This is a genomic window from Pseudomonas sp. FP198, assembly GCF_030687895.1.
In the GTDB taxonomy this organism is placed as follows: domain Bacteria; phylum Pseudomonadota; class Gammaproteobacteria; order Pseudomonadales; family Pseudomonadaceae; genus Aquipseudomonas.
In genome coordinates this window covers 3,043,713-3,056,233 of record NZ_CP117452.1, presented here as the reverse complement: position 1 = coordinate 3,056,233, position 12,521 = coordinate 3,043,713, and the positions used below count along the sequence as shown (strand labels likewise).

Genomic DNA, 12,521 nt, shown 5'->3' with positions numbered 1-12,521 from the left:
CTCAGAACGGAACCGCCACCACCAACTGGCTGTAGACATTGGTGCCGTTGCCGCCCACCTGATTGCCTCCGTTGCTGGCGTCTTTCTCTGGCTTGTACAGGCCCAGCAGCGGCGTGATGATCAGGTGCTCGTTGGCTGCCCATTCGACGTACAGGTCCAGCTCACGACCGTCGAGGTTCAGCGCTTGAGCGGTGTGCAGGGTCTTGTAGTCGAAAAACAATGCGCCGATCGTCACGGTCTCGGTTGGCTTGAGCTTGAGGCCGACGTGCTGGATGGCCGTGTTGCTGTTGAACGGGCCGGCGTAGTTGCCCGCCACTTCGCCTTGGAACCAGGTGCCATAACCTCGGTTCGTGCCGGTGAACATCGAGTCCCAGTTTTTTGAATAACGGCTGTAGCGATAGGTCAGGTCGGGGCTCCAGGGCAGCTCGGCGAAGGTATAACCGGCTTCGGTGTACCAGGCTTTCTGAGGACCGGCGTCCTTGTCTTGCCAGGCATATTCGAAGGAGAAATGCGCGTTTTCGATACCGGCATCGCCCGCGCCGCGCAGGCTGTAGATGTCCATGCCGTCGCGTTGTTTCTGGAAGTCACTGGCGTAGTGCTCATCCACGTCGATGCCATGGATGTAAGTCAGGCCGAGGGTGCCGGGTGCGGCGGTGTATTCCAGGGTGCCGGCGGCCATCTCGGTGTTGGCCTGGGCGCGATTGTCGGACTTGAACCACAACAGGCTCCCATGCACGCCGTCCTTGCCGCCCAGGCGCAGCACGGCGGTCTTGTCGAAGGCGTGCCGGGCTGCAAGGTAATAGGCGCCGCCGCGATTGAGTTCGCCATCGGCCACGCCCTTGCCGACGTTCAGGCCGTCGTCGTTGATGATGAAACCGTCGCCGAGGGTAATCACCTGGCGACCGAAGGACAGGTCGACGCCATCCTTGCCCAGCAGCGGGAGCAGATCGCCGGAGCGCCAGCCGGCGAAGGCCTCGTCGAATTTCGTGGTGCGTTCGGAACCGTCGCTCAGGCCCGCCGCATCGCCATCGCCCCAGGTGCCGGAGCTGACCAGGTTGGCGGTCCCGTAGAGGCTTCCGCGGCCGTCGAGTGTCTGCTCGATACTCAGGCCATACTTGATGAACCCTTCGCGCCAGCTCGAACCGCCGGCGCTGCCGTCATAGTTCTTGCGGCTGTTGAACAGGCCGTAGACCGCGAGAAAGTTGCCGGTGACGGTGGTGTCATCGTCGGCATAAAGCTCGAAGGCCTGGGCCGATGAGCCTGCCGCCAGCAAGGCGATACCCAGGCCGATGGCCTGGCGTGGCAGGCGTGATTGACGAGTGTGCTCCATGGTGTTTTCCCCAGTGCGATAGGACAGCGGAGCGCGCATTAGGGAGAGCCTGGGCCGCGAAGTCTTTTACCAGCCTGCCAAGGTATTGATCCTGGCCGCCAGGGCTGTGGCAGTGGCAGGCAGCTACAAGACCGGCGGCAGGCAGGGGCAAGACGCTCGGGGCGAGGGCGGCGCACAGTGATCCTGCACGCAACGCCGTTTTAATCAGGGACTGGCTGGGGAAGGCTTGAACGCCAGTGCCCGGACGGCGGTAGCACCCATACTAAAAATCCGTTTTTCGAGGATCCGCACCATGTCGATCAATGACAGGCTCACCGAGCATCTGAACCGGGGTACGGTGGGTTTTCCCACTGCGTTGGCCAGCACCATTGGCCTGATCATGGCCAGCCCGGTCATCCTGACCGCCACCATGGGGTTCGGCATCGGTGGCAGCGCCTTCGCCATGGCGATGCTGATCGCGGTGGTGATGATGCTGGCCCAGGCAACGACGTTCGCCGAAGCCGCATCGATATTGCCGACCACCGGCTCGGTCTACGACTACATCAACTGCGGCATGGGGCGCTTCTTCGCGATTACCGGCACTTTGTCGGCGTACCTGATCGTGCATGTCTTTGCCGGAACGGCGGAAACCATCCTGGCCGGGGTCATGGCCCTGGTGAATTTCGAACACCTCAATACCCTGGTCGAATCGGCCGGTGGCTCCTGGTTGCTGGGCGTGGGTTTCGTGGTGGTGTTTGGCGTACTCAATGCATTCGGCGTCAGCGCTTTTGGCCGCGCCGAAATCATCCTGACCTTCGGCATGTGGACGACCCTGATGGTGTTCGGCGTGTTGGGGCTGATCGCCGCGCCGGCGGTAGAGCTTGAGGGCTGGTTCGGCGCGTCCGTGGTCGGGACTGATCTGGTCACGGTGCTGTCGCTGGTGGGCATGGCAATGTTCATGTTCGTCGGATGCGAATTTGTCACGCCACTGGCGCCGGACCTGCGCCAGTCAGCCAGGACCATGCCGAGGGCGATGATGCTGGGCCTGTTCAGCGTCGCGGCCTGCATGTTCATTTATGGCGCGGCGATGAAGCGCCAGGTGGAAAACGTGCTGCTCGATGCCACCAGCGGCGTGCACCTGCTGGACACGCCCATGGCGATTCCGCGCTTCGCCGAGCAGGTCATGGGCGACATCGGACCGATGTGGCTGGGGATCGGCTTCCTGTTTGCCGGCGCCGCGACCATCAATACGCTGATGGCCGGGGTGCCGCGCATCCTCTATGGCATGGCGGTGGACGGCGCACTGCCCAAGGTCTTCACCTACCTGCATCCCCGTTTCAAGACGCCGTTGCTGTGCATCCTGGTGGCAATGCTGATCCCGTGCCTGCATGCGCTGTGGCTCGGCGGTAACACCGATAACATCATGCACCTGGTACTGGCGGCGGTGTGTGCCTGGAGTTTTGCCTATCTGCTGGTGACGATTTCGGTGATCAGCCTGCGCATCCGCCGTCCCGATCTGCCCCGGGCCTACCGCTCGCCGTTTTTCCCGCTGCCACAGATCCTGTCCAGCGTCGGCATCGTCCTGGGCATGTGGTTCATCACGCCGCCGGGCATGAATCCGGCAGACATTTATGTGCCCTTTGCCGTGATGCTTGGCGGTACCGCGGCCTACGCCCTGTTCTGGACCCTGGTGGTGCAGAAGGTCAATCCATTCAAGCCGGCGACCGTCGAAGACGTGCTGGCCAAGGAGTTTTCCCATGAGCCAGGGCAACCTGTCGGCGAGTTTATCGAGCCTGCTGCAAAAGCTGTCTGAGCTGTTCAGTGCCCGTCGCGCTCCGGCCGGTTATCGACCCGGGGTAACGCTGGAGCATTTGCGACGCAACCTCGGGCTGGCGCGGTTTGAGCTGTCGATGCCGGGGGCGGCGACGGTGGTCACCGACGATGGCGGCCTGCAACTGGAGATCGTCGAGCGCACCGAGTCGCAGTTGCTGATGCACGTGGTAACGACCGAGTTTGTGTTGCACGTGCCTGCGTCGAGAGAGGGCAACGCGCGCCTGCAATTGCACCATGGCGGAGCCATTCGGCGCAGCGGCATTCGTTGCCGCCAGTTGAAGGGAGGTGACGCGCTGTCGGTCCGGCTGCGGACGGCCATCGAAGGTGATCGTGCGCTTTACGCCGCCCTGATGCCGCTGGACTTCAAGCGCCTGGACATCGAGCTGCAAGGCCGGCAATGGTCTGTGCGATTGGAGCATGTGGGCGGCAGCGAAGTGGTCAACCGGATGCCCTCGTTCCGCCGCTACATCGCGCTGAGCCCGTTGCAGCGCGATGCCTTGTTCGCAACGCTGGGCGGGCTGCGGAGGGTACTCTCGGCGTTCTGAGTTTTCGTTTTGCCTGGCATCATTCCTGCTACTGCTCTGGCGATCAGGTACTTGTTGCGTGCATTTAGATAACATGTTAACTATTGCCGCACAAAAACAATAAGCCACTGTGGAGAGCGCCATGAGCATGCAACAGGCTGGGCAAGGCGGGCTGGACACCTGGAATCGGGACCTGCGCGCGACATGCGGCCATTTCGAGACGGAGCTGGCCTTCAATCGCGCGTTGTTCATTGGCGAAGTGTCGACCTTTCAGCGCGGCGGCCTCTCGCTCGCCAACCTGCGCACCAACGCCGGTTCCATCAGGCGCCAGCTATGCAAACCGGATCACGATGATGACCAGGACTGTTTTCTGGTCAGCCAGCGCAGCGGTTATTCGCGTATCACCCAAAATGGCACGAGCATTCAGCTGGCCCCCGGCGAGCTGTTGCTGATGGATTCGGTGGGGTCCCTTGAAATCAGCCCGTTCGGCCTGATCGAGCATGCCGTGTTGTCGTTATCTCGGCGGGACGTCGCCAGGCGACTGGGCGGCGACAGCAAGACCTTCGGCAAGGTTTCTTCAAGCAAGGCTTGCGGGAGAATGCTCCACGTATTGGTGGACCAGCTCTGCAAGGACACCCCGGACGGCGAAAGCAGCGCCGGGGAGGGCGAAGCCCTGCAAAACGCCTTTGTCTCGCTGCTGGGGTCGGCGCTGGAGCAGGAAACCGACCTGTGCGGCGACAGCGTCGGGTTGCAAGGCAGTCATCTGCGCAGCTACGTACAGAAAGTCATTGATGAATGCCTGACCCAGCCCGGTCTCAGCCCGGTCGGCCTGGCCAACCGCTTGAACATCTCGGTGCGACACCTGTATCGCTTGTTCGAAGAGCAGGATGACAGCGTGTGCCGCTACATCCAGCGCGCCCGCCTCAAGCGCAGTGCCGATGACCTGGCCAATCCGTTCCTGCGAGATGAATCGATCACCTCGATTGCCTACAAATGGGGCTTCACCGATTCGGCGCACTTCAGCCGTTCGTTCAAGAAACAATTCGAACAGTCGCCCAAGGCGTTCCGCTCCAGCCAGTTGCAGCAGGCGCAAGGGGTGGCCTGAGCCACCGCCTTCGCGAGCAGGCTCGCTCCCACAGGGTGACCGGGTTGATCCGGCTCAGGTGATCGACACAAAACAGTGTGGGAGCGAGCCTGCTCGCGAAGGCGGCGGTTGGTCCAGCAACGATGCCAGCTGAGCCACCGCCATCGCGAGCAAGCTCGCGGAACTCAAACCTCCGGCAAGGTCGAGCCGCCATCGACGATCAGGGTCTGGCCGGTGATGTAGGCAGCCAGGTCCGAGGCCAGGAACAGCATGGCTCCGGCGATGTCCGACGGTTTGCCGAGTCGCCCCAGCGGCACTCGACGGGCGATGTCGTGGTTGACTTGGGCGTCCCCCAGGTTGGCCATGGCCGGTGTTGCGATCATCCCCGGCTCGACGCCATTGACGCGGATATTTTCCGCCGCCAGCTCCAACGCCGCATTGCGGATGAAGCCGTTGACCCCGGCCTTGGACGCCGCATAGTGGCTGAGGCCCGGGTAGGCTACGCGCGGGCCGGTCACCGAAGAGGTCACCAGCACGCAGCCCTGACCCTGGCGACGGAACATCGGCAACGCGGCCTGGGTCAGCCAGAACAACGCTAACAGATTCACCGCCAGCGTTCGCTCCAGCACCGCTGGCGTGATTTGGGCGAAGGGCGTCAGGGGAAAATAACCAGCGTTGTGCACCAGCACATCCAGCCTGCCGGTGCGTTGTTCCAGCCCGGCGATCATCCGCGTAATGGCCGTGGCGTCGGCCAGGTCGACCCCCATGGCATCCACCGGGTAACCGCTGGCGCGCAGGTCGCTGGACACAGCCTCGGCCCCCGCCAGGTCCAGGTCGGCAATGACCACTCGCGCCCCACGCCAGGCAAACCCTTCGACGATGGCCCGGCCGATGCCTTGCGCGCCGCCGGTCACCAGCACCGTCTTGCCGGAGAAATCCAGATCATCATGCATTTGCTTGCTCCATTCGGCTGAAGGCTAGCGTCGGCACATCGACGATGCTGGATCCGCCATCGGCCACCAACGTCGCGCCGGTGATGATCGAAGCATCCGTCGAGGCCAGGAAATGACAAACCCGGGCGATTTCCTCGGCGCTGGCCGGCCTGCCCAACGGCACATCGGCGCAGACCCGCGCATAAGCCTGTTGCAGATTCTCACCGTGAAGCTGCATCAAGGCCTGCATCTCTTCATCGGCCATCGGCGTGCGTACCCAACCAGGGCAAACCGCGTTGACGCGCACACCGCGTGGTCCGTAGTCCCGCGCCAGCGAGCGATTGAGCCCGAGCAGCGCATGTTTGGCGGTGGTGTAGCCGCAGACCAGCGGTCCGGCTGCCAGGGAGGCGATGGAGGCGACCAGCACGATATTGCCGGCACTCTCCATCAGCAGCGGCAGGCAGGCACGAGCGCTGTAAAAGGCACTGTCCAGGTTGCTCCGCAGCGCCGCTTCCCACGCCGACGGGCTGGTGTCGGTGGCGCTGCCCTGGCCCAGCCCGCCGGCGCAAGCCAGCAGCACGTCAAGTCGGCCAAAACGTTCGCGTATCTGTACGACGAAACCGTCCCACGTCGCCGGGCACGCCGCGTCGCCCACCAGCACCAGGCCACCGATTTCCTCTGCCAGTTGCTCCAGCGGCTCGCGGCGCCGGCCGATCAGCACCAGATTGGCGCCCTCGGTGGCGTACAGGCGGGCGCAAGCGGCACCGATGCCGGTGCCGGCACCCGTGATTACAACGGTGCTTGGCTCAGGCATCGGGGTACTCCGTCTGGTTGAGCACCTGGCAATAGGAGCTGACCGGGAAATTCGAGAACTCGTCGAAGGATGCGCCGGCATAACCGAAAATCTTGCCGTCGCTGCGGTGTTGCTGCAGGTCGATCAGCACCAGACCCAGGGTCGGGATGATCTTCTCCCGCCAGACGAACAGGTACAGTTGATCGGCAATCTTGTAGGTGTCGCAGCGGTCGGTGTCGCACAGGCCTTGTTCAACGCCCTTGAGGCACTGCCAGGAATAAAACCGCTGGTTGAGGTAGATGTGTTCGTAGACTTCACTCGGGCTGTAGCGATACAGGTTGCGCAGCCCCACCAGTTCGCTCGTCGGTGCGTGAGGGCAGAGGCCCGGTTGCCACGGGCGGTCCAGCGTGCCGTGGAGGAACTCGACTTCCACCGAGGTCAATGGTTTGCCGGCCAATGCGCGGCTGTAGAGGCCTTCGCGAGTTTGCGCCTCGGCGGGCATGCGCCCGATCACGGCGGTGAACGCGGCGCTGGCGGTATCGAGCACCAGGCTCACCGACCACGTCTGGCCACCTTCACGCTTGATGAAGTCGACGAGGTACAGGCCCGGACGCACCGACGTGGCTCGATACGGCGCGGTGCCGGTGGAATGCCCGTCGGCTGCTGCCCAGCTCAGCGCGTCCTGTTCGAAGCGATGTTCGATCTGCCAGCCATTGGCAAAGTGCAGGGTAAAGGTCTTGCCGTCGAGGTCGGCGAGGTTCGGCAGGATGAAGGCTTCGGGGGCAAAGCCATCGGCCAGGGCGCCGACGGTGATCCAGTCTGAAGAGGTACTCATTGCAAGGCTCCGGTGGTTGAATGTGCCACTCGGATCATGGCGCCTGGCAGAGCGTCGGCCTATCAACCAAAGGGTTGAGCAAAGCTCTTGTGGCGAGGGAGCAAGCTCCCTCGCCACGGGGCGGTGCCACCGGCCCGGTGTTACAGGAAAAGGCTGCTGACCAGCTCGGTACGATTGCTCACGCCGGTCTTGCGGAACAGGTTGATCAGGTGGGTCTTGACCGTCGGCAGGCCGATGTCGAGTGCTCGGGCCAGTTGTTTGTTACTGGCGCCCTCGCGCAGCAACAGCGCAATCTGCCGCTCCTTGGGCGTCAGCTGGCTGAGGCCGTCGTCCGCGCTGGGCAACTGGGCCACCGCCAGATGCAGCAACGTTTGCAACGCACTGAGCTGGCTCAATTGCTGGCCGGTGAACGCGCCTTGTTCGGCGGTGCGCAGCATTGAAATCGCCGCTTGCGGCTGGCCGGCGCGATGGACGAACACTTCAACGACATCCACCACGCCATAGCGCTGCAGGAAACGCTGGTAGCAATGATTGTCGCGGACCGGTTGGCGGGCCATGGCCAGGCTCAGCGGGACGACGCTCGGACTGGAGAGACAGTTTCGCGGGCGCAGCGGATCGAACGCGCAGTAATGGTCGAGATAGTCCTGGTGCATCTCGCCACTCATGCCGTGCAAGCTGAAATCGTAGGCCTGCAAATGCCGGTCTACGCGATAGAACGCCGCCCGGCTGGCGGGAATGAGTTGCGTGAAGGCGTTCAGGCAATGACTTGCGATGTCTTGTACCGCGATGACATTCATTTTCCAGACTCCGCCAGGAGGCTGCCGACGGGGGCCGGCAGCCGGAATCGGTCAGGCTACCGCGAAGTAGTGTTTCACGAAACTTTCGCTGACCACTTCCCACAGGACGGGCGTGCCCTTGGTCACGAACCAGCTGTCGCCGGCCTTGTAGCGGGTGCTCTGGCCGGTGGCTTCGTCGGTGAGAACCACTTCGCCGGTGACCACGGTGGCCTGTTCGGCGAACGGATAGACCATGCGGAACTTGCCTTGTGTGGTGCCGAAGTAGGCGCTGCTGACCGGGTCGGTGGGCGCACCGAAGGTCATCTTGCCGAAGGCTTTGACTTCGCCTTCGAGAATCTGCGAACCGAGGTCGGCAACGGTGCCCCAGGCGTCCAGATCGGACAGTTGGATGTTTTTTTCGAGGGTGGTAAGCGGCATGGGATATTTCCTGACGAGTAAAAAGTAACGAAGTGTGGCGAGGGGATTTATCCCCGTTGGGGCGCGCAGCGGCCCTGAAAACTGACATCCGCACTGTTTATATGGCTGCTTCGCAGCCAAGCGGGGATAAATCCCCTCGCCACAGGGTTTGGGTTCAGCGGCTCATCTCAACGACGACCATTCCAGTAACCCGACAACTGATGCCAGGACTTGCCGGCGGTCAGCAATAGCGGACGGATCGCGTCCTTGCCGATGATGGTCGGACGGTTGATCGAGCTGACCAGGTCGTAGCGCGCCGAGCCTTCGCTCATGCCTTCGGCCAGCACCTTGCAGATGATGTGGCTCGGCGTGACGCCGAAACCCGAGTAGCCCTGGACGAAAAACGCATTGCTGCGGCCGGGCAGGGTGCCGACCTGGGGGAACAGGTTTGGACTGCAGGCCATGGGGCCGCCCCAGGCCAGGTCGATCTTCACATCCTTCAGGTAAGGGAAAGTCTTCAGCATCAGGCGCCGGTTCCACGCCTTCAGATCCTGCGGGATATGCTCGACCAACGGGGTTGCCGCGCCGAACAGCAAGCGGTTCTCGTTGGTGACGCGGTAGTAGTCGATCACCGGCCGGATGTCGCTGTAGGCGCCGCGAATCGGGCTGATGCGCTGGATCAGCTCATCCGACAGCGGCTCGGTCATCATCTGGAACGCATAGGTGTTGATGGTCGAGCGATGCAGCTCCGGTTCCAGCTTGTTCAGGAAGCTGTCGCAGGCCCACAACAGCTTGCTGGCCCTGACCGAGCCACGGCCGGTGCGCACGGTGATGCGTTCGCCATAACTGACCTCAAGCGCCGGGCTGTTCTCGAAGATCCGCACGCCGTGGCTGACGAGCGCCTTGGCTTCGCCCAACAGCAGGTTCAGCGAATGCACATGCCCACCGCCCATGTGCAGTAATGCGCTGCCGTACGCGTTGGACCCAATGATCTGCTGGACGTCGGAGCCGCCGAGAAAGCGGATCTCGTGCTTGCTGTTGATCGACTTGAAATCTTTTTCCCAGGCCCGCAGGGTCTTTTCCTGGCGAGCGTTGAAACCCATGTAGCCATAGCCATGGCAGAAGTCCGCATCGATATCGTATTTGGCAATGCGGTCCTTGATGATTTCGGCGCCCAGGTCGCTGATTTCGAAGACCTGGCGCAGCCCCTCTTCACCGACGTCCTTCTTGATTTTTTCCAGGTCATGACCAATGCCGGCCATGATCTGGCCGCCGTTGCGTCCGGTGCCGCCGAAGCCCAGGTAGCGCGCCTCCAGCACCACGATGTTGGTAATGCCTTTCTCCGCCAGCTCCAACGCGGTGTTGATGCCGGAGAAACCGCCACCGATGACCACAACGTCGGCTTCCACGTCCTGTTCCAGGGTCGCAAAACTGAGGTTGTATTTCTTGGTGGCCGTGTAATAGGTGGGCGTTTCGATATTGATCATGACGCAACCTGACAAAGTGAAGGAAAGCTCCGCTTGCAGGGCCTGAGCCAGGCGCTGCGAGGGATGGCTCTATTAAGGGGCCTGGCGGGGGTAGCTGTCTTGATCATCCGTGCCGGTTATTTGACCGAGCGCGCCATCGCGGTATCGCGCACCATGAAAAGTACAATCTTGGATCTGGAAGGTGCATTTTTCAGCGGCTCCGGTGAACCCATACTGGACCGGCCTTAATCATTGATCCCGCTGTTTGTGCAGCCGCCTGGCCGGCGGGCAAGGGCGGGATCGGCAGACGCCAGATAATAAAAGAGCCCGTCCATGAAAAAGCCAAACCCGCTGCTCGAAGACCTCAAGCCAATCCTGCCGGTCATCGCCGCCAACGCCTTCCAGGCCGAGAAGGACCGTACCGTTCCCGCCGAGAACATTGCCCTGCTCAAGAGCATAGGCATGCACCGGGCCTTCCAGCCGAAAAAATACGGTGGCATGGAGATTTCCCTGCCGCAGTTCGCCGATTGCATCGCCCTGCTGGCCGGCGCTTGCGCAAGCACCGCCTGGGCCATGAGCCTGTTGTGCACCCACAGTCATCAGCTGGCATTGTTCCCGGCCCAGACCCAGGAAGAGGTCTGGGGTGACGATTCCGATGCTACCGCCAGCAGCAGCATCGCGCCTTTCGGCCGCACCGAGGAAGTCGAGGGCGGCGTGACGTTCAGCGGTGAAATGGGCTGGAGCAGCGGCTGCGACCATGCCGAATGGGCCATCGTCGGTTTCCGCCGCAAGAATGCCGAAGGCACCCAGGATTACTGCTTTGCGGTGTTGCCTCGCCGCGATTATGAGATTCGCGATGACTGGTACGCGGTCGGCATGCGTGGCAGCGGCAGCAAGACGCTGATCATCAATAATGCCTTTGTGCCGGAGCACCGGATCCAGAAAGCCAAGGACATGATGGAAGGCAAGTCCGGCGGCTTTGGCCTGTACCCCGATAGCAAGATTTTCTACGCGCCGTATCGTCCGTATTTCGCCAGCGGCTTCTCTACCGTCAGCCTCGGCGTCGCCGAACGCATGCTGGAGGTCTTTCGCGAGAAAACCCGGACCCGCGTGCGGGCCTACACCGGTGCCGCGGTCGGCGCCGCCACGCCAGCGCTGATGCGCCTGGCCGAGTCCACCCACCAGGTGGCCGCGGCTCGGGCTTTCCTCGAAAAAACCTGGGAAGACCACGCCGAGCACAGCGAGCGGCATCAATACCCGAGCCGCGAGACCCTGGCGTTCTGGCGGACCAACCAGGGTTATGCGACCAAGATGTGCATCCAGGCGGTGGATCGCCTGATGGACGCCGCGGGCGGCGGCGCGTGGTTCGAAACCAATGAACTGCAACGGCTGTTTCGCGATGCGCACCTGACGGGCGCCCATGCCTACACCGACTATGACGTCTGCGCGCAGATCCTGGGCCGGGAATTGATGGGCCTGGAGCCCGATCCCAGCATGGTTTGATCGTCTGCCCGGCAAACCCGGTTCCAATAACAACAATCGAGGCCGTCGACTGAGGCGGCCGGGAGTCTTGCATGTCCGATATCTGTGAAACTGCTTTCGACACCCGCGCGTTCCGCCGGGCCCTGGGCAACTTTGCCACCGGCGTGACCGTGGTCACCGCCGCGACCGAGGATGGGCGCAAGGTCGGCGTGACGGCCAACAGCTTCAATTCGGTATCCCTCGACCCGCCACTGATTCTCTGGAGCATCGACAAGCGTTCCAGCAGCCACGGTGTATTCGAAGCCGCGAGCCATTTCGCCGTCAACGTGCTGGCCGCCGACCAGATCGACCTGTCGAACAACTTCGCCCGGCCCAAGGATGACCGCTTCGCCGAAATCCAGTTCGAGGCCGGCGAAGGGGGCGCGCCGGTGTTCGTCGATTGCTCGGCGCGTTTCCATTGCGAGAAGTTCCAGCAGGTCGATGGCGGTGATCATTGGATCATGATCGGCAAAGTCGTCGCGTTCGATGATTTCGGGCGTTCGCCGTTGCTCTACCATCAGGGCGCTTATTCGATGGTCCTGCCGCATACGCGCATGACTCAGCGCGGCGAAGGCCAGCCGCCGAGCAGTCATTTCCAGGGTCGCTTGAGCCATAACCTGTATTACCTGATGACCCAGGCCCTGCGGGCCTACCAGGCCAGTTACCAGCCGCGCCAGTTGTCTACCGGACTGCGCACCAGCGAGGCGAGGATGTTGATGGTGCTGGAGAACGACGCTGGCCTGAACATGGCCGATCTGCAGCGCGAAGTGGCGATGCCGGTGCGTGAGATCGAAGAGGCGGTGGCCAATCTGCGGCGCAAGGGGCTGGTCACCGATGAGGGCGATCGCGTGCGCCTTACCGTCAAGGGCATCGATGAAACCGAAGGCCTCTGGGCGATTGCCAAGGAGCAGCAGGACAAGGTGTTCGGCCAGTTCAGCGATGAACAACTCGAGAGTTTCAAGACGGTGCTCAAGGGCATCATCCAGGGCGCCTGAGCTGCGCCGGGCCAAAAGCCCGGCACAGTCGCGGCG

Annotated in this window: 12 protein-coding genes; 5 read left to right on the top strand and 7 right to left on the bottom strand. The window is 62.5% G+C overall.

Annotation, left to right across the window (positions count from 1 at the left end):
• Position 1 precedes the first annotated feature (1 nt).
• On the bottom strand, positions 2-1,330 hold the full coding sequence (locus PSH78_RS13940; RefSeq protein WP_305494792.1) for an alginate export family protein: 1,329 nt from the start codon (positions 1,328-1,330) through the stop codon (positions 2-4).
• 292 nt (positions 1,331-1,622) lie between these two features.
• Here PSH78_RS13940 and PSH78_RS13935 point away from each other — a divergent pair, with 292 nt between their 5' ends.
• The 3 genes from PSH78_RS13935 (at position 1,623) to feaR (ending at position 4,771) form a co-directional block, all read left to right on the top strand.
• The gene (locus tag PSH78_RS13935; protein WP_305494790.1) at positions 1,623-3,122 is read left to right on the top strand and encodes an APC family permease; all 1,500 of its coding nucleotides are present in this window, start codon (positions 1,623-1,625) and stop codon (positions 3,120-3,122) included.
• Positions 3,067-3,687 carry a DUF3156 family protein gene (locus PSH78_RS13930; protein ID WP_305494788.1) on the top strand — a complete coding sequence of 207 codons (621 nt, stop codon included), beginning with the start codon at positions 3,067-3,069 and terminating at the stop codon, positions 3,685-3,687. Before PSH78_RS13935 ends, PSH78_RS13930 begins: the two co-directional genes overlap by 56 nt.
• A 121-nt stretch (positions 3,688-3,808) precedes the next feature.
• Positions 3,809-4,771 carry a transcriptional regulator FeaR gene (feaR, locus tag PSH78_RS13925; protein ID WP_305494786.1) on the top strand — a complete coding sequence of 321 codons (963 nt, stop codon included), beginning with the start codon at positions 3,809-3,811 and terminating at the stop codon, positions 4,769-4,771.
• Positions 4,772-4,935: 164 nt separating this feature from the next.
• On the opposite strand, the gene PSH78_RS13920 is transcribed toward feaR, so the two are convergent.
• From PSH78_RS13920 to PSH78_RS13895, 6 genes are all read right to left on the bottom strand, one after another.
• Complete coding sequence (locus tag PSH78_RS13920; protein WP_305494785.1) at positions 4,936-5,703, bottom strand: SDR family oxidoreductase; 768 nt, start codon at positions 5,701-5,703, stop codon at positions 4,936-4,938.
• Positions 5,696-6,496 carry an SDR family NAD(P)-dependent oxidoreductase gene (locus PSH78_RS13915; protein WP_305494783.1) on the bottom strand — a complete coding sequence of 267 codons (801 nt, stop codon included), beginning with the start codon at positions 6,494-6,496 and terminating at the stop codon, positions 5,696-5,698. Before PSH78_RS13915 ends, PSH78_RS13920 begins: the two co-directional genes overlap by 8 nt.
• Positions 6,489-7,310 (bottom strand): molybdenum cofactor biosynthesis F family protein, encoded by an 822-nt coding sequence (locus PSH78_RS13910; RefSeq protein ID WP_305494781.1) that lies wholly within the window; start codon positions 7,308-7,310, stop codon positions 6,489-6,491. Before PSH78_RS13910 ends, PSH78_RS13915 begins: the two co-directional genes overlap by 8 nt.
• Positions 7,311-7,450: 140 nt before the next feature.
• Positions 7,451-8,107: a helix-turn-helix transcriptional regulator gene (locus PSH78_RS13905; RefSeq protein WP_305494779.1), complete on the bottom strand. Its 657-nt coding sequence runs from the start codon at positions 8,105-8,107 to the stop codon at positions 7,451-7,453.
• A gap of 51 nt (positions 8,108-8,158) precedes the next feature.
• On the bottom strand, positions 8,159-8,524 hold the full coding sequence (locus tag PSH78_RS13900) for a cupin domain-containing protein (RefSeq protein ID WP_305494777.1): 366 nt from the start codon (positions 8,522-8,524) through the stop codon (positions 8,159-8,161).
• Between the two features lie 167 nt (positions 8,525-8,691).
• Positions 8,692-9,990: an FAD-binding oxidoreductase gene (locus PSH78_RS13895; protein ID WP_305494775.1), complete on the bottom strand. Its 1,299-nt coding sequence runs from the start codon at positions 9,988-9,990 to the stop codon at positions 8,692-8,694.
• 312 nt (positions 9,991-10,302) lie between these two features.
• Between PSH78_RS13895 and PSH78_RS13890 the strand changes: the two genes are divergently transcribed.
• Positions 10,303-11,472: a p-hydroxyphenylacetate 3-hydroxylase oxygenase component gene (locus PSH78_RS13890; protein WP_305494774.1), complete on the top strand. Its 1,170-nt coding sequence runs from the start codon at positions 10,303-10,305 to the stop codon at positions 11,470-11,472.
• A 71-nt stretch (positions 11,473-11,543) separates the two neighbouring features.
• Entirely contained in the window at positions 11,544-12,485 is a 942-nt protein-coding gene (locus tag PSH78_RS13885; RefSeq protein WP_305494772.1) for a p-hydroxyphenylacetate 3-hydroxylase reductase component, read from the top strand.
• The last annotated feature ends 36 nt before the right edge of the window (positions 12,486-12,521 follow it).

Bases quoted from the DNA above. Each gene is read 5' to 3' on its own strand.
- PSH78_RS13890 (WP_305494774.1), top strand. From the start codon at position 10,303: ATGAAAAAGCCAAACCCGCTGCTCGAAGACCTCAAGCCAATCCTGCCG.
- PSH78_RS13910 (WP_305494781.1), bottom strand. From the start codon at position 7,310: ATGAGTACCTCTTCAGACTGGATCACCGTCGGCGCCCTGGCCGATGGC.
- PSH78_RS13900 (WP_305494777.1), bottom strand. From the start codon at position 8,524: ATGCCGCTTACCACCCTCGAAAAAAACATCCAACTGTCCGATCTGGAC.
- PSH78_RS13915 (WP_305494783.1), bottom strand. From the start codon at position 6,496: ATGCCTGAGCCAAGCACCGTTGTAATCACGGGTGCCGGCACCGGCATC.
- PSH78_RS13895 (WP_305494775.1), bottom strand. From the start codon at position 9,990: ATGATCAATATCGAAACGCCCACCTATTACACGGCCACCAAGAAATAC.
- PSH78_RS13935 (WP_305494790.1), top strand. From the start codon at position 1,623: ATGTCGATCAATGACAGGCTCACCGAGCATCTGAACCGGGGTACGGTG.
- PSH78_RS13930 (WP_305494788.1), top strand. From the start codon at position 3,067: ATGAGCCAGGGCAACCTGTCGGCGAGTTTATCGAGCCTGCTGCAAAAG.
- PSH78_RS13905 (WP_305494779.1), bottom strand. From the start codon at position 8,107: ATGAATGTCATCGCGGTACAAGACATCGCAAGTCATTGCCTGAACGCC.
- PSH78_RS13920 (WP_305494785.1), bottom strand. From the start codon at position 5,703: ATGCATGATGATCTGGATTTCTCCGGCAAGACGGTGCTGGTGACCGGC.
- PSH78_RS13940 (WP_305494792.1), bottom strand. From the start codon at position 1,330: ATGGAGCACACTCGTCAATCACGCCTGCCACGCCAGGCCATCGGCCTG.
- feaR (WP_305494786.1), top strand. From the start codon at position 3,809: ATGAGCATGCAACAGGCTGGGCAAGGCGGGCTGGACACCTGGAATCGG.
- PSH78_RS13885 (WP_305494772.1), top strand. From the start codon at position 11,544: ATGTCCGATATCTGTGAAACTGCTTTCGACACCCGCGCGTTCCGCCGG.